Source organism: Providencia rettgeri, from assembly GCF_023205015.1.
Taxonomy (GTDB): Bacteria; Pseudomonadota; Gammaproteobacteria; order Enterobacterales; family Enterobacteriaceae; genus Providencia; species Providencia rettgeri_E.
Map to the genome: position 1 here is coordinate 1,268,753 of NZ_CP096258.1, position 17,304 is coordinate 1,286,056.

General features: G+C 40.7%; 18 protein-coding genes. 16 read left to right on the plus strand and 2 right to left on the minus strand.

Annotated features, from left to right (window positions below; all coding sequences use genetic code 11):
• Positions 1 to 2 precede the first annotated feature (2 nt).
• Positions 3 to 1,706, minus strand: a complete 1,704-nt coding sequence (kdpA, locus tag M0M83_RS05535) for a potassium-transporting ATPase subunit KdpA (RefSeq protein ID WP_248467804.1) — start codon at positions 1,704 to 1,706, stop codon at positions 3 to 5.
• Position 1,707: 1 nt separating this feature from the next.
• Positions 1,708 to 1,797, minus strand: coding sequence for a K(+)-transporting ATPase subunit F (gene kdpF, locus M0M83_RS21980; RefSeq protein WP_125894147.1), 90 nt, complete (start codon positions 1,795 to 1,797; stop codon positions 1,708 to 1,710).
• Between the two features lie 440 nt (positions 1,798 to 2,237).
• Here kdpF and M0M83_RS05540 point away from each other — a divergent pair, with 440 nt between their 5' ends.
• The 16 genes from M0M83_RS05540 to M0M83_RS05615 all read left to right on the plus strand — a co-directional run bounded on the left by M0M83_RS05540 (position 2,238) and on the right by M0M83_RS05615 (position 17,226).
• Positions 2,238 to 2,444: a YbfA family protein gene (locus M0M83_RS05540; protein ID WP_036957942.1), complete on the plus strand. Its 207-nt coding sequence runs from the start codon at positions 2,238 to 2,240 to the stop codon at positions 2,442 to 2,444.
• A gap of 231 nt (positions 2,445 to 2,675) precedes the next feature.
• A complete protein-coding gene (locus tag M0M83_RS05545) occupies positions 2,676 to 3,419 on the plus strand; it encodes a type 2 GTP cyclohydrolase I (protein ID WP_125894146.1) in 744 nt (247 codons plus the stop codon).
• Positions 3,420 to 4,087: 668 nt separating this feature from the next.
• The gene (locus M0M83_RS05550) at positions 4,088 to 4,606 is read left to right on the plus strand and encodes an Hcp family type VI secretion system effector (RefSeq protein WP_248467805.1); all 519 of its coding nucleotides are present in this window, start codon (positions 4,088 to 4,090) and stop codon (positions 4,604 to 4,606) included.
• Between the two features lie 69 nt (positions 4,607 to 4,675).
• Complete coding sequence (locus tag M0M83_RS05555) at positions 4,676 to 6,784, plus strand: type VI secretion system Vgr family protein (protein WP_248467806.1); 2,109 nt, start codon at positions 4,676 to 4,678, stop codon at positions 6,782 to 6,784.
• Complete coding sequence (locus tag M0M83_RS05560) at positions 6,777 to 7,724, plus strand: DUF4123 domain-containing protein (RefSeq protein ID WP_248467807.1); 948 nt, start codon at positions 6,777 to 6,779, stop codon at positions 7,722 to 7,724. Before M0M83_RS05555 ends, M0M83_RS05560 begins: the two co-directional genes overlap by 8 nt.
• A 129-nt stretch (positions 7,725 to 7,853) precedes the next feature.
• On the plus strand, positions 7,854 to 8,123 hold the full coding sequence (locus M0M83_RS05565) for a type VI secretion system PAAR protein (RefSeq protein ID WP_165880336.1): 270 nt from the start codon (positions 7,854 to 7,856) through the stop codon (positions 8,121 to 8,123).
• A gap of 238 nt (positions 8,124 to 8,361) precedes the next feature.
• On the plus strand, positions 8,362 to 9,987 hold the full coding sequence (locus M0M83_RS05570) for a hypothetical protein (protein WP_248467808.1): 1,626 nt from the start codon (positions 8,362 to 8,364) through the stop codon (positions 9,985 to 9,987).
• Positions 9,956 to 10,864 (plus strand): hypothetical protein, encoded by a 909-nt coding sequence (locus tag M0M83_RS05575; RefSeq protein ID WP_248467809.1) that lies wholly within the window; start codon positions 9,956 to 9,958, stop codon positions 10,862 to 10,864. The genes M0M83_RS05570 and M0M83_RS05575 overlap by 32 nt, the downstream gene beginning before the upstream one ends.
• A 165-nt stretch (positions 10,865 to 11,029) precedes the next feature.
• Entirely contained in the window at positions 11,030 to 11,500 is a 471-nt protein-coding gene (locus tag M0M83_RS05580; RefSeq protein ID WP_248467811.1) for a hypothetical protein, read from the plus strand.
• 198 nt (positions 11,501 to 11,698) lie between these two features.
• Entirely contained in the window at positions 11,699 to 12,610 is a 912-nt protein-coding gene (locus tag M0M83_RS05585; RefSeq protein WP_248467813.1) for a hypothetical protein, read from the plus strand.
• Positions 12,603 to 12,872, plus strand: coding sequence for a PAAR domain-containing protein (locus tag M0M83_RS05590; RefSeq protein ID WP_248466659.1), 270 nt, complete (start codon positions 12,603 to 12,605; stop codon positions 12,870 to 12,872). Before M0M83_RS05585 ends, M0M83_RS05590 begins: the two co-directional genes overlap by 8 nt.
• 204 nt (positions 12,873 to 13,076) lie before the next feature.
• The gene (locus tag M0M83_RS05595) at positions 13,077 to 13,331 is read left to right on the plus strand and encodes a hypothetical protein (RefSeq protein WP_185746872.1); all 255 of its coding nucleotides are present in this window, start codon (positions 13,077 to 13,079) and stop codon (positions 13,329 to 13,331) included.
• Positions 13,324 to 14,265 carry a DUF4123 domain-containing protein gene (locus M0M83_RS05600; RefSeq protein WP_248467814.1) on the plus strand — a complete coding sequence of 314 codons (942 nt, stop codon included), beginning with the start codon at positions 13,324 to 13,326 and terminating at the stop codon, positions 14,263 to 14,265. The genes M0M83_RS05595 and M0M83_RS05600 overlap by 8 nt, the downstream gene beginning before the upstream one ends.
• A 149-nt stretch (positions 14,266 to 14,414) precedes the next feature.
• Positions 14,415 to 15,920 (plus strand): hypothetical protein, encoded by a 1,506-nt coding sequence (locus M0M83_RS05605; protein WP_248467815.1) that lies wholly within the window; start codon positions 14,415 to 14,417, stop codon positions 15,918 to 15,920.
• A 59-nt stretch (positions 15,921 to 15,979) separates the two neighbouring features.
• The gene (locus tag M0M83_RS05610) at positions 15,980 to 16,942 is read left to right on the plus strand and encodes a hypothetical protein (RefSeq protein ID WP_248467816.1); all 963 of its coding nucleotides are present in this window, start codon (positions 15,980 to 15,982) and stop codon (positions 16,940 to 16,942) included.
• A 14-nt stretch (positions 16,943 to 16,956) separates the two neighbouring features.
• Positions 16,957 to 17,226: a PAAR domain-containing protein gene (locus tag M0M83_RS05615; protein ID WP_248467817.1), complete on the plus strand. Its 270-nt coding sequence runs from the start codon at positions 16,957 to 16,959 to the stop codon at positions 17,224 to 17,226.
• The last annotated feature ends 78 nt before the right edge of the window (positions 17,227 to 17,304 follow it).

Consider the following 17,304-nt stretch of genomic DNA (forward strand, 5'->3'; position numbering starts at 1 on the left):
CATCATCCCGCAAAACCAATGTGTAATTGTTCAGCAATTGGACCTAAAGCAAGGGCTGGTACAAAGGTCAGGGCACCAATGAGAAGCACAGTGAAAATCAGTAACCCAATGAATAAAGGGCCTGTTGTGGGTAAAGTAGCGTGGCTTTGGGCTTGTGGTTTTTTATTGGCCATAGAACCCGCGATCGCTAAAACAGGAAGAATGACACCAAAGCGACCGATAAACATTGCTATCGCAAGTAGCACATTGTAATACGGGGTATTTGTGCTGAGACCTGCAAAAGCGCTACCATTATTATTAGCAGCAGAAGAAAAAGCATATAACACTTCACTAAACCCATGAGCGCCTGGATTTAAAATCCCAGCACGCCCAACTTCAGTCATTAATGGAATAGTTGTACCTAGTAGCACTAAGGTTGGGGTGACCAAAATCGCCAATGCGACCATTTTCATTTCGCGCACTTCGATTTTTTTACCGAGGTATTCAGGGGTCCGGCCAATCATCAGGCCTGCAAGGAACACGGCAAGTAGCACAAATAGCAACATACCGTATAAACCGGAGCCGACACCACCAAATACGACCTCACCAATTTGCATTAACCACATTGGTACCATGCCGCCCATCGCGGTAAAGGAGTCATGCATTGCATTAACCGCACCACAAGATGCAGCGGTAGTAACGACGGCAAATAAAGCGGAGCCAACGATCCCGAAGCGACTCTCTTTTCCTTCCATATTGGCGGAACTCGTTGCGTGTAGCTCGGTTAAAAACGGGTTTCCTACATATTCCGCTTTAACCACGACGATGGCAGCAACCACAAAAATGATCCCCATAACCCAGAGTAAGGTATGACCTTGTTTGTTGTTGCCGACAACACGACCAAAAGCAAAGCAAAGGGCGGTAGGAATGAGGAAAATAGCTAGCATTTGCACAAAATTACTGAGTGCCGTTGGGTTTTCAAAGGGGTGTGATGAGTTAGAGCCAAAAAATCCACCACCATTTGTGCCGAGCAATTTTATCGCTTCCTGCGAAGCAACGGGCCCCATCGGCAATAACTGCTCACTGCTATCTAAAGGATGAATAAGTAAATAATTAGAAAAATTTTGAATAACGCCTTGGCTGACAAAAAATAGTGCAAAAATAATCGCTAGAGGGAAGAGTAAATACACCGTAATTCGGTAAATATCTAACCATGCATTGCCAACCGTTTTACTACCATGGCGTGAAAATGCACGAATAATTGCGAAGGCAACGGCAAGTCCTGTAGCTGCAGATAGAAAGTTTTGCACTGTCAGTCCAGCCATTTGGCTTAAATAGCTTAATGTATTTTCACCACTATAGGCTTGCCAGTTTGTATTAGTGATAAAACTAACTGCGGTATTGAAGGCTAAATCCCAGCTCATTCCCTCAAAATGTTGTGGATTAAGCGGTAAATAGCCTTGATTCATTAAAATAGCGAATAATAAAATAAAACCTAAAATATTAAATAATACAATCGCTAAGGCGTATTGTTGCCAATTCATCTCAGCCATGTGTCTTCCTGGCTGTTTAACACCGGTTAAACGCCAAAGTAGGGATTCACTTGATGCTAATCGACGGGGAATGTCATTGTCGATTAACCGAGCGATCCCATTACCTAAAGGTTTTGCTAAGATGAATAGGATCAGCAAAAAACTACCTAAAAATAGCAATGTGGTCGTCGTCATATCAGAAATCCTCCGCGTTAAGCAGGGCATAAATCAGATACGCTAGCAGTAAAATGACAAGAACTGCCCCAGTAATGGAAAGTAATGACACGGTGTTTTCTCCTTATTATTTCCATGTGATAAGGCTAAAGGGTTCGCTGTAAAGAAGCTGATAAAAAGCATGGGCTGGGTGTAAAAAAAGTATAAAAATAACGATTTATTCGCTTGGAAGAGCGGGTGGTTGTTTATGAAATGAACTGCCTATTGTTAATTAGTTGTGATTTTTATGTTCAAATAAAACACCACTTGGTTAAATTATGTAGTAAAAATACGGAATGGTCAGTTTTTTTAGTCATATTTACATTTTAAGTGGTCAGATGAGTGGTTTTATTACACAATTTGCAGTATTCTAATCACAGTCAATATATTTCATATTATCTGCTCGGTTTTAGTCGCTCTTTACTACTGTGTTAATGAAAAATGTGTATTAATGGGGAATGATAGGGCAAAGCTAGGATCGGCAAATAAAGTGGCAACTGAAGGAGGATGTCGATGTCCACATATCGCGAATATTCCCGTAATCAGGTACTTGCACGCCGCACTGCAGCTGTAACAGCTGGCATTATTGCGTTTCCGGTTATGGTTTTTTATCCAAAAAGAGCAAAATTTTATAGCCATTTACATAAGGTTTGGGCTAAGACCAGCGATAAACCCGTTTGGCTAGAACGCTCAGAGACAACGCTGGAAAGTCATCGCTAATTTAAAACTTAGTGTCCAGTCATAACCCCTGCAATGTCGAGTTGTGGGGGTTTTGTTTTTTATCTTCCATTCTTTATTTAATCGCCAGTTATTTTTCATGGGCAATAGACCTGATTTGCTCTAAATAATACAGAAAAAAATCATGTTTCCGTTTATGCTTATTGATTATCAGTTAATTACCTTCAAACTGGTGGGTAAACCGTTTAGCTGTGCAGTAAAAAGGACAATATAATGCATAACTTAAGATTAGAAGAAATCATTAATGATGAATTGAAAGTTAGTGAGTTCCAAGATTTTGCACCGAATGGATTGCAAGTTGAAGGGCGGCCACATGTACATAAAATCATCACCGGTGTGACAGCTTGCCAAGCTTTGCTAGATGTCGCTGTTGAAAAGAAAGCCGATGCCATCATTGTTCATCATGGCTATTTTTGGAAAAATGAGCCAGCGATCATCAAAGGGATGAAAAAGAATCGCTTAAAAACATTATTAGCGAATGATATCAACCTGTATGGTTATCACCTCCCATTAGATGCGCATCACCAATTAGGTAATAATACCCAGCTTGCTTATATTATGGGGGTGCAGGTGAATGGCCAAATCGACCCGTTAATGCCATTTGGTTTTTTTGATCAACCCATTACACCTTCAGAATTAACGTCTCGCTTAGAAACTCGCCTTGGCCGTAAAGTTCTTCATTGTGGTGATAATGCAAAAGAAGAAATTCGCCAAATTGCATGGTGTACAGGTGGAGGGCAAGGTTTCATCCTACAAGCGGCGGAATTTGGCGTAGATGCTTTTGTAACAGGGGAAGTTTCTGAGCAAACCATTCATATAGCAAGGGAAATGGGGATCCATTTCTACAGCGCAGGGCATCACGCAACGGAGCGTTATGGGATCAAAGCACTGACTCAGTGGCTCGTAGATGAACATGGGTTAGATGCGGAGTTTGTTGATATCGATAACCCAGCCTAATTTTCGTCATATTTTGTGTTGCGGCGGTGTTGGCTTCTCTCGGCTACTTGGGTCACATACTTGTGTATGCTCCCCAAGCTATCCTCTTTTGCCGCCTAGCCGCAACACAAACTATTTAGAAAATTGAATTTTCGTTCTATTCGAGCGGCGGCGGTGTTGGTTTCACCTATAGTCAGTTGTTCTTTGTGTGAAAATTACTTATCAATATTATTCACTTTAAAATAAAAATAATCAGATTAATACACTGTTAATTTAAGACGGTGATCTCACTGAAATTGAAGTCAGTTGACGGTTTTCATTTTAATTGTTTTAAATCAATACATTACATCAAGTCTATCGGCTGTAACATTTAGTAACATAGTTTATTTCTATGTACATTAGAACTTACTGGGCTTATCGCGGTTTAGTCTATTTTTCACTCGATGATTATTCTGTTTTCGTTTGTTTGTGGTGTTTTTGTTAGCATTATATAGCGATATTTCAACCAGTTTACGCTAAGTCACTTATCCTAGAGAGATACGTAAGTAGTACGTGTATTTACACGCTATTCATCTGCTTTTATCATCCTTAACTCAAATCTTACCGTGCGCACGGGCTGAGATGACGGAAATTAATCGATAATTATGTCGACTTAACCCAATTTGTCATTCTTGATAAAGGATATCGCTATGCCAACTCCATGTTATATTTCCATTGAAGGAAAAACCCAAGGCAACATCACTGCCGGTGCATTTACTGCGGATTCTGTGGGCAACATCTATGTACAAGGTCATGAAGACCAAATGTTAGTGCAAGAGTTCTCTCACGTTGTGACAGTGCCGACTGACCCACAATCCGGTCAACCTTCAGGCCAACGTGCGCACAAGCCGTTCCGTTTTACCGTGGCGTTAAATAAAGCGGTTCCGCTGCTGTATAACGCATTAGCGTCTGGCGAGATGCTGCCGAAAGTGGAACTGAAATGGTACCGCACATCGGTTGAAGGCAAGCAAGAGCATTTCTTCACCACTACCCTGACCGATGCAACCATCGTCAATATCGATTGCCAAATGCCACACTGCCAAGACCCAGCGAAAGCGGATTTCACGCAGTTAATCGAAGTCTCTCTGTCTTACCGCAAAGTGGACTGGGTGCACACGGTTGCAGGCACTTCGGGTGCGGATGACTGGCGTGCGCCGCTCGAAGCATAAGTTCGAATTTAGCGAGCCTTTCGAGGCTCGTTTGCGTTTTTCGCTTTTTCTCCTATAGAGGAAACCCCCATGTCTTGGACAGACCCCAATAAAAACAAACGACTCGGCAGCCCCGAAAATAACCCGCTTATTCACGGAGGGGGCTATGCGGGTGGCAGAACCTATGCACAGGACCAAGCCTTGCAAGAAGCCCATGGTCAACTGCTAGACCGTATTATGAATGGCGAAATGGGGACGGGATTAGTATTTACCTGCACGATTGGTGGACTCCCTGAAAATACGTTTCAAGTGACCCAGTTTGATTTGCAAGAAGGGCTTTCCCAACTCTTTTCACTGTCGATTCAGGCGGTCAGCCCGTTACCCGAGATTGATTTTCAAACGGTATTGGGTGTGGCCTCCTCGCTGACCGTAAAACGAGATGGAAAAGTTCTTCGCACAGTACAAGGCATTTTAGCCGGGGCAGAGCAAGGCAACACCGATGGGGTTAAAACCTGGTATCACTTTGTGATACGCCCTGAAATGTGGGTGATGACGCTTAAGCAAGATAGCCGAATTTTCCAAAATATGACGGTGCCCCAAGTTCTTAAGGTGTTACTGGATGAAGCGCGTGTGAAGCACGATATGCAATTCTACCATTCGGAAGAGCATTCTGAACGTCCCTATATCACCCAAAAGCGCGAAACGATGTATGAATTCTGGTGTCGACTTGCTGCTGAAGAAGGGATTAATTACTGGTTCGAAGAAGGTCCACAACTGTTTTACAGTGACCGCCACTTAGGCATGAAAGCGGGTATTTCGCTCACCTATAATCCGCAATCTGAAACGGATATCACCGACAGTACGGCCACCACATGGCGTTACGCTGAACAGTTGTGCAGCGATATCCGCGTGGATAAAGACTACAACCAACTCCGCCCCTCTTACCCACTGAGCCACCAAGTCACCGGCGAAGTCCATCAACAACATGAAGTGTTTGAAAGCTATGGTCGTTTTCAAGAGGATGCAGAAGGTAAACCCTTAAATCAAATTCGTTACGAGCAATCGCAAAACCAGCGTCAAATAGGAACGGCTACGACGAACTGCATTGAGTTAGCACCGGGGCGTATTTTTACCTTGTCTAACCATCCTAGCCCTCGAATGAATACGACGTGGCAGGTGGTGAGTGTCTCCCATCATGGCGTGCAACCCCTTGCCGATAACAGTGGCGGTGAAGGGACTCAGATGAGTAACCAGCTGTCCTTTGTGCCTAGCACCCAAGAGTGGCGACCGCCCTATCGGTATAAACCTACAGCGGATGGGGATGAGCTGGCTACCGTTGTCGGGCCGCCGGGTGAAGAAATTTATACCAATGCGCAAGGCGCTGTGACCGTCTATTTCCATTGGGACAGGCGCGGCAAACCTGACCATAGCGCGTCTTGCTGGGTACGAGTCGCCCACGGTTGGAACGGCGATGGCTTTGGGTTTATGTCCATCCCGAGAGTTGGGCAGGAAGTGATTGTTTCCTATCTTAACAATGATATAGATAAACCGATTATTACGGGCTGTACCTATAATGGCCGTAATCGACCGCCCATTGATTTACCGAAACACAAAACACGCACGACATTTCGCACCAAAACCCACAAAGGGGATGGGTTCAATGAGCTGCGTTTTGAAGATGAAGCTGGCCAAGAAGAAATCTATCTGCATGCGCAAAAGAATTTGGCCATCAATGTGCTGAACTCACGGGGTGAACGGATTAATTACGACCGGACAACCAGTATTGGTCATAACGATGAACTGGTTGTTGCCAGTAATCGGACCGTGACGGTTGAAGGTAATCAAGCGCACAAAACAACCGGTAACTACCAAGACAAAGTTGAGGGAGACCACCACCTTTCGGTTGAGGGCGACCTAGTTGAGGCAATACAAGGTGTGGTCAGCGTGAATGCACAAGGGGATATCACCTTACAAAGCAGCAGTAAAATCACGTTAAAAGTGGGCGGAAGCTTTGTTGTCGTTCACAGCGGTGGCGTGGATATTAAAGGACCTGCGATAAACTTAAATTCAGGAGGAAGCCCTGGGGATATCCTGCAAGCGACTAACCCTGCGGTACTCAAAGCGGCGGCGAGCAGTGGCGCGGCCTTTGTGGCGCATTGTCCTATGAAAGAAGGGCAAGAGGAGGCTGAAAATGGTTAAACCTGAAACGTGCTATGCCATTATCGATGCGGCTTCCGAGCCTGATGTTTTTAATTTGTTCGCCGAGCACGAACCGCCGGCGAGTTGCTTATACAGCGAACCGATTCAACCGGAGATTGTATCATTAGCGCCCTATTTAGTGGAAGTCACCGAAGAGGTGCAACGCTGGTTAAGTACGCGAGAGACGCCTTGGGGAATTTATGTTTATACGCACGCAACCATGCGTGAGTTACGTCAGCATCTGCGCAAATACTTGATGGTGATGATACCGGGACAAGAAAAGCCGGTCTTTTGGCGTTTTTATGACCCTCGCAATGTGTGGGATGTGCTTGGAACCTTTGATAATTGGCGTTTGCATGTATTTTTAGGTCCTATTACGAAACTGAAGACATTGTTATGGGGAGAGGAAACCGCTTCCCGCTTTGAGCGTGAGCGCCGCGGATTTCCCGATAATGCAAAGCTTGGGGGCAAGCTGATGCGTTTTACTGATGTAGAAATGAAATTATTATCTCAACAAAAAATAGCGTTATTAACAGCGAAAATGGCACTTTTTTTTGTTCGAGCAACTGAAAAATATCAGACCCAAAAAGAACATGAAACGATTGAAAGTTTAATCTTGCAAACTATCTGTAATCCCAAAATACGTTCATTAAAATATTTTACGTCAGATTTGTGTCATGAAAAAACATGGGCATTTTACTTTGAGTATGCAAAAAGGATCGTAGATATTTGTTATGAACACGATATCAATCACGAAAAATCAATAAGTCTATTTTGTTATCTTCTTGTCTATTACGAAATATATGATGTGGATTCTCTTCCTTCGGAATGGCGTGTGATTTTATCAATACCGGATGCAATGGACTTTTATAAAATTGAAAAGTTATCGATGATGTTAATAAATACCATTCCAGATTTTTATCGGCAGTACAGTGCCTAAGGAGATTGTAGTGCCTAACCGGCTATTACCAATAAAACTAGTTAGTCCTGAGGGACTCATATTTCACTACTATCCCTACTTATCCACTATTAATGGAAAAGTGACGATTGTTCGATAAGGAACTAATTTATGCCCAAAATTATTCTCATGGGTGATTCCGATACTGGCCATGGCAAGTATGGCCCTACCCAAGTAATTACAGGTTCATCAACAGTAAAAGTCGATGGCAAGGCAGTGGCTCGGCAAGGAGATGCGTTAGCGCCCCATGGTGGGCATTCAAGAACTATCGTTGGTGGTTCAAGTAGTGTATTTATTGATGGCAAACCTGCGGCTCGAACTGGCGATCCGGTAAGCTGCGGCGGTGTATTAATGGGTAACTCGTCGGTAACGATTGGTTAATTGATAGAAACGAATATAACCTTCAGGGATTTAATTTTTTATCTAGCATAGTCACCAACATTTTTAATGTCTTTATCTCGGCAGAGGTTTATTTTTTTATAATACCGAAACGTGACATTTCTAAACTGGGGCTACTGCGGAAGCTTGCTTAAGCACTCTTATATTAAGTTAAAACTAATATTTAACTTATGTATTTACAGTCTACCTTGTAATACCTAAAGCTAAGTAAGGGATTATGATGTCTTCATCTGAAAATAAACAGTCAAGTGTATTTGCGAATATTTGCCAATCATGCAATATCCCCACAAACTGCACTTTAGAAGCCACAATAAATTTTGATGGGAAAACTGAAATATACCGTCAAGAACAACATTTTTTTAGGCGATTTACTTATCTAATAGAACCTAAAAAAGGTAAAACGGTTCCATTAAAGTTAATGGCTACACCAAAAGGTTGTATTTCGCATAATCCTAACTGCCCTATTGGGAACGTATTTAATGAAAATGGTTCACTCTATGGGGATTTTTCCCCACAGAAAGTATTTGATGATGTCCTTGTTTATACCAAAAGAACATCTGAGTTTTCTTTCGGGGAAAATAATCCAATATCTATGCTTGATAGTTTTATTTATCGAAAAGGTTTCACTGATGACCCTCGTTATCGTCAAAGGTATGGTATGAGATTATCAGAATGTGGAGCGGCGCCATTTCTGACCGTTCCCAATGCCATAAAATTACTCCAGGTGACACTGAACCCAGTGACTCATGGTACTGCTTTACTTTTTAAAGAAGGAAAAAAGCATCTAGCATCCGCTCAATTTGATCTTATTTTATACCGTGAATTTAAAGTTAGTGTTGAGATCGGCCTTGAATCTGCATTAGAGGAAAAGAGTAACGAAGCTCGAAAAGCTGAACAAACAGCAAATAATGTAGCGAGAGGATACAGACCAACGCACAGTGGCTGGACTAAACACACAAAAAAATACGGTATTAAAACTGGATTAGGTATTAAAGGTGAGATCTCTAGTATTATAGGTGATGAAACAGTCGCCTTTAACACTGAGCTTAAAAAAGAGTTTCTTACAAATAAGAATAAGCTCAACTTAACAAATAGTATTGATACTGCATTTAATAAAATCAATTCTGTATTAAGCTCAGGAAATAGAGTGCAATATCCCTTGGTTTCAACTGAATTCTGCTATCCAGTACTAAAAATAGAAGGAGGAATAAAAACACATCAATCTTCAAATTATGGTGTTATTACTCAAGGGAATGTTTCGGTTGGTTTTGCGCCTCTATTTGGTTTTCAAATTACTGTAGACCTATTAACCGCTTTTGCTACCTATGCACATGTTGATTTTGTTGTTAACAATGCACGAGAATTCCTTGAGAAAAATGAAGAAGCTGTTAAGGAAGGCAACGAAGGTGCTTATGCCAAAATGGTGCTTGAACTCACGTTTAGCTGTGGATTGCATGGTAACTTTAAATTTAAAACTGACGATGAAGGTGAGTTTGAGTCTGACGGACGAGATATTGAAATTCAAGGTGAATTAATCGGTAATGCGCACTTAGAAGCAGGTATTAACTATTGGGGAATACAAGGTTTTTTTGAAGCTGGTGCTGAAATTGCGGCTAAACTAAATATCGCTTTTGACAAAGAAAAGGGGGACGATTTAACGGTTGTTATTTATCACGAAGGCATTAAAGCAAAAGTTTATGCTAAATACGGAGTTGGAAAAGATAAAGATAAAAACAAAAATAATAAAGATCTTCCAACCTCTATAAAACCAGGTGTCTATCAAGAATGGATAATTTATGAGGCTTTGAATAAAGATGAATCAGACTGGCGTTTTACATTGGGTTAAAATTGTATTTTTGTTGTTTGGAATGGTGGGCGTTATGAGTAATTCAAATGCAGAAGAAAAAATGAAAACAAACTATATCGTTAGCTTTAATACTAATGATGCTTTGTGTTTTATAAAAATTAACGACATGTTGGTTATGGATAATGTAGATTCAATTGAGGGTAATTTTACTATAGGAAAAACCATAAGTTCCTATCTTCAAAATGGAGATAATAAACTCAGCATTACTATGCTAAATGATTCATTAAAAGGTGACCATAAAGTAACTAGTAATATGTGGTGCTCAGCAATTGTGACCGAAGTAAACGGAAAACATCCAGTTTCAGGAGTTAAACTTATAGTCGAAGACGGTAAAGTTTCGGTTGACCCACATTTTAACCCAAGGGAAATATCTTATTTTGGCAATAGTCCAAGGTCGGATGGCAAAGAAAAAGGTATGATCGAAGTTTCTCAATCTTTTCATGCCAGTAATTTGCCTAATTGGGCATGGACAACAGCAACACCTATGACGGAAAAAGACATCCCTGCCATAAAAGAGTTTTATGTCTCATTGCAAAATGATTTTAAAAATCAAAATTTGAATACCATATACCAAAAAACAGAAGGAATGTGGCATTCATTAGCAATAGAACAAGGTAGTACACCACAAAAAATGTGGGAATCTATGCCATTTAAACGTTTTTTTAATGATGGTTACAAAGCAATTCCTATTGATTGGGAAGATTATGAGCTTAATTCATATATGAATGGGCGCATTTTTAGATTTGAAACAGGGTATGATAGAATTTCTCCATTAACAATTGAGAATGATGACAGGGTTTTTTCTCTCATGCCTTATTTATCAATAATCGATGGTAAAGTAACGGTTGTTAAATAAAATCCGTAAGATAATTTATTAATACAAATAGTTGTAGATCCAATTTAGTAGTGCCACTTTTTGCGGCATAAAGGAGTAAACCTTTTGCCGCGATAAGGACATTCAAAATGTGGAGTAGATATAGTTACTATTCACTCAAGGCTCTTATACCCAATTAACTTGAAGATGCAGGTTTCAGAAAAGTGTCCTAATTTTGTTGCGCAGAACAGAGATTGGGAGAAATACATCAAAGGTATTAATGATGGAAAGCTAACGATTACTAACAAGCCTACAGGATTAAAAATAATGACAATTGAAAATAACCAAGGCGGTGAATTGATACTTGTTATCAGAAAATATATTGATATTGAGTGGAACAGAACGAGCCGACGTTTTGTGAAAAAGTATATTGACCCCACTAACTTTATTGATGGAGAGCTTTATGTTGCTGATACTATTAATGAGTTGCCATCTACAATTTTTCGTCCCAAAGATGAACGCAATCATCAAGATTTTATTGCTATCTTAAAAGCGGCTGTTGAATCTTATCACGGAAAAATTGATTGGGTTTTAGCCGGAAGACAAAAAACGAATACGCCAGAATATAATTGGGCTGTAGTACCTTCTATTTTTTTGGAGCTTTTAGCATTCTTGTAATACTTGTTAATCAAAGCGTCGAACGTGAATATGTCTAATCTAAACCTAAGTTAGAGCAAATTGTTCATGAAAAGGTAAGTAGTATAAAAAAGCGACAATGGATGCAACTAAAGGAAAAGCGTAGATTGCGCCATTGCGTTACCGAAACGGTGATCCTGATGATAAACTTTATGGCTGTATTGATGAGGAAGGCACCGAATGACGAGTTTATATACGGCAACAAAGCACCCAGAGCAATTAGAAACCACGCCATTGATTGAAGAAAGTCATCACTACGATGATCCGTTGGAGCCTCAAAAGCTGGTATTTTTAGATACGGTCAATAAACAGCGTTGTGTGATTAACTCCCCACAGCGAAATAGCCAGCTCACCAACACGATACCTTTTTTTATCGTGCTCTTAGTAATGGCATTTTATACGCTGTTCGGGTTTATTGAAAACCATAAGTCAAATTATTTTACCCTTCAAGATAGGTCTAGCTACTACAATGAAAAATATGGGGTAGATAAGTTACCAAAAGAGTTATCGCGATATTTGCCATATATGAAAGCTAAGGAAATCAGTCTTGGAACATATTTGGTCGATTACTATACTGATAAAATTTATAGAAATGATGATCTTAAGGTATTGATGATTATCGGCTGGCTAATTTTTTTCCCCGGTTTTTTGTGGCTATTGGGTTATCTCTCTTTCTTCACTCCTCCGGTTTACCTTATTGCGGATAGGCAAAGAGGAATACTGTATAGCTATGGGATGGGGAAAGTACGTTTAACGCGCTATGAAGATGCACAATTCGGCTATGCAGGTAAAATGCTGGCGATTAAACTGTATGGCATTGATGAAAAAACAGGGCAATTGAAAACCATACTTTACAAGCCAAATGTTTCCCATTACTCCAGTTTCCTGACCAGCACCGACAGTGAAAACCATCGTTTTATCACGTTTCTCAATGCTTATATGCAAGAGGGGCGAGATGCCGTTTCGTCTGTCGATTACCAAGCTCGTAAACCCTTTTTGTTTTTTGGTAAAAACCCACTTCCTACTGATTTTGAGCAACAGGTCGAACAGATTTTAGCAAAGCTTGATCAGGAGAAAAAACGCAATGCGTAGTCTTGTGAATGGCAGAAAACTCATTTTAAAAAGTGATACGACGAATACTGGTGGCACGGTTCTAACGGCTTCTTCTCTCGCCAAGCAAACCCAAGGAATCGCCTGTGTGGGCGACTCTGTTTATTGTCCTTCATGTAAAAAAACAGGGACTATCGTTGAAGGCGATAGCTTAATGAAAATTAATGGTATCCCTGTTGCATTAGAAGGTCACAAAGTCGCTTGTGGATGTTCTGGGGGCTGTGTACTTGTTGCTGTAGGCTAAATGTTAATGTGTTTTAACTTGCTCATATAGCTCGCATATCAGTATCACGTGTTGCTGCTTTACTTTGGTCACTCGTTAGTGAGATAAAACTAACCGTTTAATCAAGCGCACAAAACAACCGGTAACTACCAAGACAAAGTTGAGGGAGACCACCACCTTTCGGTTGAGGGCGACCTAGTTGAGGCAATACAAGGTGTGGTCAGCGTGAATGCACAAGGGGATATCACCTTACAAAGCAGCAGTAAAATCACGTTAAAAGTGGGCGGAAGCTTTGTCGTTGTTCACAGCGGTGGCGTGGATATTAAAGGACCGGCGATAAACTTAAATTCAGGGGGAAGTCCTGGGGATATCCTGCAAGCGACTAACCCTGCGGTACTCAAAGCCGCTGCGAGCAGTGGCGCGGCCTTTGTGGCGCATTGTCCTATGAAAGAAGGGCAAGAGGAGGCTGAAAATGGTTAAACCTGAAACGTGCTATGCCATTATCGATGCGGCTTCCGAGCCTGATGTTTTTAATTTGCTTGCAGAACATGAACCGCCGGCGAGTTGCCTATACAGTGAGCCGATTCAACCGGAGATTGTATCATTAGCGCCCTATTTAGTGGAAGTCACCGAAGAGGTGCAACGCTGGTTAAATACGCGAGAGACGCCTTGGGGAATTTATGTTTATACGCACGCAACCATGCGTGAGTTACGTCAGCATCTGCGCAAATACTTGATGGTGATGATACCGGGGCAAGAAAAACCGGTCTTTTGGCGTTTTTATGACCCTCGCAATGTGTGGGATGTGCTTGGAACCTTTGATAATTGGCGTTTGCATGTATTTTTAGGTCCCATTACGAAACTGAAGACATTGTTATGGGGAGAGGAAACCGCTTCCCGCTTTGAGCGTGAGCGCCGCGGATTTCCCGATAATGCAAAGCTTGGGGGCAAGCTGATGCGTTTTACCCCCATTCAATATGATGCAGTAAATCTCGTTTTTGAACGCCAATTTTTAGACCAGTTAATTTACTTTTTTATTCACGCCAAAAGTATGAGTTATCAATCACAAATGGATTTTTCATTAGAGGATTGGGTTGTCAGTGCGTTTGAACGGCCAGCACCGAGAGCACAAAAAATACAAGAGCGTTATGGTGAAACCACTTGGCGGCAAAATTGGCAATTAGCGAGTGATTTGTCGTCATTTTGTCAGCAGCATAGAATTGATGATAAACATTCCTATCAGTTAATTGCTTATATGCTGGCATTATACCAAATTTATCGAATTGAAGATGTTCCTGAAGAATGGCGTGTGTCTTTAGCTAATGAAACGGGCTCCGGAAATTATCGGATACATAGTTTGGCTAGTCGTATCTTAAATATGTTGCCAGACTTAACAAAGGAAAATGGACAATGAGTGATAAATTAATATCACCTAAAGTAGGGTGTGCAACGCAAACGTGTGACATACCGGAACCTTGTTATCTGGATTTACTTGTCAAAGACACCTCAAAGGATAAGGTGATTTTAGAGTAGCGAGGTGAAAATGTTATATCACCGGAAACAGTGATTGATGAGGGTGATGGGGTTCCATTAGAAATCCTGCTCAATGATAAGAAACATAATAATGCCCAACATAATGCAATACTCACTTCAAAGAACTATGAACAAGCACTGAGTTTGGGGTCTTCTCAATCGGTTTCAGTTTCCTATAATGCAAGTCGTGATGCGGGTACTTTTAGCGCAAGTAATTTACTCAATACCTTTGTCAATATGCTGGCGCCTATTGACGCATTCAAATCGCCAAGAAGGTACAATATTACAGCGGCTAATTGTCTTGGTACGAAACAAGATTGGTTCTTTGATGTTATTCCTTCGGTGAAGTTTGGGTTCTCTGTCAATTTTAGTTACTCCTTTCAAACTCGAGAAGCGAATGATAAAGAGCGAAAAGATAAGCAAATTAGTAAATTAAAGTCAGAACGACTCAAGGGCGGGCCAGGGAAAAATACGTTACCGAAGAAGCTGAATAAGTACCATAAAGGCTGGACATTAGCGCCGATCCCATTTGTCAAAACGACCTCACTAGGTATTGATGTCGGCTTTTTTTATGAGCTAGCAGGGCATCCCTATAATTTAACGCCCATTAAGCAAATAAGCGAAACAAAAACGTTTCTTGATGACTTGTCAGGTATATTGAAAGTCAGTCAAATTATTAATGATATCGAAACAAAATTTTTATATCAGCAAAAAGGTAAATTGACCCCTTTCGCCGATAAATATCCTATTTTCTCTTTCGATTTCTCAGATATCGAGATTGGATTAACCTTCTTTATGGAGAATGTGACTCAGCGTGATTCAGCTCGATTAGTTTGTGCATTAGAAGGGAAGCCTTTTTGGGGAGGGTCATTTAAAATTGATGTTTTGCAAGTACTTGCGCTTTATGGTGGCAAAGCCTTGAGCAGCGGTATCAGTAAGTTACGTGAAGCTTTAGAAGAAAGGAAAAAAGGTAAAGATAAATTTAGTGCGGGTATTAATATTGATATTACTTTCTCTTTTGCTGTTCACTGTTTTGTGGGGATGGCGCAAACTCCTGACAAGCAACAAGAGTTTGCATTTGATGGCAATAATAAGTTTGAGGTAGGCTTTAAAGCCGATGCGGGGGCTTATATCAAAGCTAATGTCCTTTTTTTAGAGGCGTGTTTTGAATTTCATCTACGATTCGAAACAAAAGGTGCGCTTGCTTTAGATGCCCATGACGATGGAATAGACTTAGTGCTTTGCCATGATGGTATTGTGCTGAAATTTCAATTTACGGCGGATGTTTCTCTTCGAACCAAAAAAGATGATAGTGCTTTTTATGAGGGTGCTCCACTCGACGCAGATTGGACTATCTACCAATTTGCAGACCCTTTAGCACTTACCGAGTCAGATATTCGTTTTAATTTAGCGGGGCAAGTTAGAAAAGTGCCTGAAAGACAACGACCGGAATTAGCCACACTTACTTCAGCAGTCAATGCCGTACCGACATCTATAGCAGGCGCGGCTATAAAAAATACTTTTGAAAAAGGTTAATGATGAAACTAAGCAACTTACTGTGTATGACGACAATCTTAATATTAGGAAATATGTCTATGAGTTATGCCGATGATAATGACTTTCTTATTCGTACTTCTGTCGATATGAAATACGCATTTTGTGATGTTAAAACCAATGGGGTAAGTGGAACTAATAACCGCTCAGGTCTTGTAAGTGGCGGATTAGGTTTTGGTACGACAAGCACAAACTCGATGATAATGATGCGTAATGGTGAGAATACTATTACCATTGAGATGGCTTCGCCAAATTGGTTTTCAACTAAAGGTATATCCGCAGACAAACTCAATCAATTTAATCCAAATGCAAAATGTGAGATTACGGTTAATAAAATAACAGATAATGGCGATATTATCCCATTAACAACTCTACTGGTTAAAATTAATGAAAAAGGTGAGCCAGAAGCGTATCAAGGTGATGCTCTGGACAGACAAGTAGAGAAAAAATTGATTAAAGCTCCCAATATAGAAAAAGTGCATCAGAATAGAATACGCCAGAATATTCGACCGAATAAATACCCACGCGATATGACTGTATTCCAATTTGATAAAAAGATAAGTATGGCGGGGTTACCTGAATGGGAATGGGTGAACTCTGACAGGTATCAAGATACCGTGGAGCAACGGAAACTATTACAAATAGCGTATTCAGAATTATGGGCGGCTTTTAATCAAAAAAACTTATCAAAAATAGAACAAATATTGACTCCCTCACTTAAAGTTTGGGCGGAAACAACTGGAGGTACAATCCATGAACAATTTGAATCGCATGAATTAGCAGAAGCATTTAATCAAAAGGATTTCGCAATGATCCCGCTTAATTGGGATAATTTTGAACCTTTAATTATGAATAATGGAAAAATGGTGAGGTTAGTTTATAAAGAAGATTTTGATTATTCCCCGTTATCATACAGTTATATCGATAATGAAAATGATAAGGTAACTGGATTCTACGCACCTATATTTTCCTTAGTAAATGGAAAATTCATTCCAGTCATATAGTCGGGTACTATTATATGCCAAACATTATTCTTATTGGTGATTCTGATACAGGCCATGGAAAACATGGCCCTACTCAAGTAATTACAGGTTCATCAACAGTAAAAGTCGATGGTAAAGCGGTTGCTCGGCAAGGAGATGCGTTAGCGCCTCACGGTGGGCATTCAAGAACTATCGTTGGTGGTTCAAGTCGTGTATTTATTGATGGTAAACCTGCGGCCAGAACAGGTGATACAGTAAGTTGCGGTGGCGTATTAATGGGTAATTCAACGGTAAAAATTGGTTAGAAAATACGATGTTATGACGGATAATGATTGAGTTCGCTAGGATTGATGATAGTAAAGAAATTAGTGCTACACCAGATA

What these genes read in the sequence shown, in the direction of transcription:
- M0M83_RS05600 (WP_248467814.1), top strand. Translation starts at nt 13,324, where the DNA reads ATGGTTAAACCTGAAACGTGCTATGCCATTATCGATGCGGCTTCCGAG.
- M0M83_RS05565 (WP_165880336.1), top strand. Translation starts at nt 7,854, where the DNA reads ATGCCCAAAATTATTCTCATGGGTGATTCCGATACTGGCCATGGCAAG.
- M0M83_RS05555 (WP_248467806.1), top strand. Translation starts at nt 4,676, where the DNA reads ATGTCTTGGACAGACCCCAATAAAAACAAACGACTCGGCAGCCCCGAA.
- M0M83_RS05570 (WP_248467808.1), top strand. Translation starts at nt 8,362, where the DNA reads ATGTCTTCATCTGAAAATAAACAGTCAAGTGTATTTGCGAATATTTGC.
- M0M83_RS05590 (WP_248466659.1), top strand. Translation starts at nt 12,603, where the DNA reads ATGCGTAGTCTTGTGAATGGCAGAAAACTCATTTTAAAAAGTGATACG.
- kdpA (WP_248467804.1), bottom strand. Translation starts at nt 1,706, where the DNA reads ATGACGACGACCACATTGCTATTTTTAGGTAGTTTTTTGCTGATCCTA.
- M0M83_RS05545 (WP_125894146.1), top strand. Translation starts at nt 2,676, where the DNA reads ATGCATAACTTAAGATTAGAAGAAATCATTAATGATGAATTGAAAGTT.
- M0M83_RS05580 (WP_248467811.1), top strand. Translation starts at nt 11,030, where the DNA reads ATGCAGGTTTCAGAAAAGTGTCCTAATTTTGTTGCGCAGAACAGAGAT.
- M0M83_RS05560 (WP_248467807.1), top strand. Translation starts at nt 6,777, where the DNA reads ATGGTTAAACCTGAAACGTGCTATGCCATTATCGATGCGGCTTCCGAG.
- M0M83_RS05610 (WP_248467816.1), top strand. Translation starts at nt 15,980, where the DNA reads ATGAGTTATGCCGATGATAATGACTTTCTTATTCGTACTTCTGTCGAT.
- M0M83_RS05615 (WP_248467817.1), top strand. Translation starts at nt 16,957, where the DNA reads ATGCCAAACATTATTCTTATTGGTGATTCTGATACAGGCCATGGAAAA.
- M0M83_RS05540 (WP_036957942.1), top strand. Translation starts at nt 2,238, where the DNA reads ATGTCCACATATCGCGAATATTCCCGTAATCAGGTACTTGCACGCCGC.
- M0M83_RS05585 (WP_248467813.1), top strand. Translation starts at nt 11,699, where the DNA reads ATGACGAGTTTATATACGGCAACAAAGCACCCAGAGCAATTAGAAACC.
- M0M83_RS05575 (WP_248467809.1), top strand. Translation starts at nt 9,956, where the DNA reads ATGAATCAGACTGGCGTTTTACATTGGGTTAAAATTGTATTTTTGTTG.
- M0M83_RS05550 (WP_248467805.1), top strand. Translation starts at nt 4,088, where the DNA reads ATGCCAACTCCATGTTATATTTCCATTGAAGGAAAAACCCAAGGCAAC.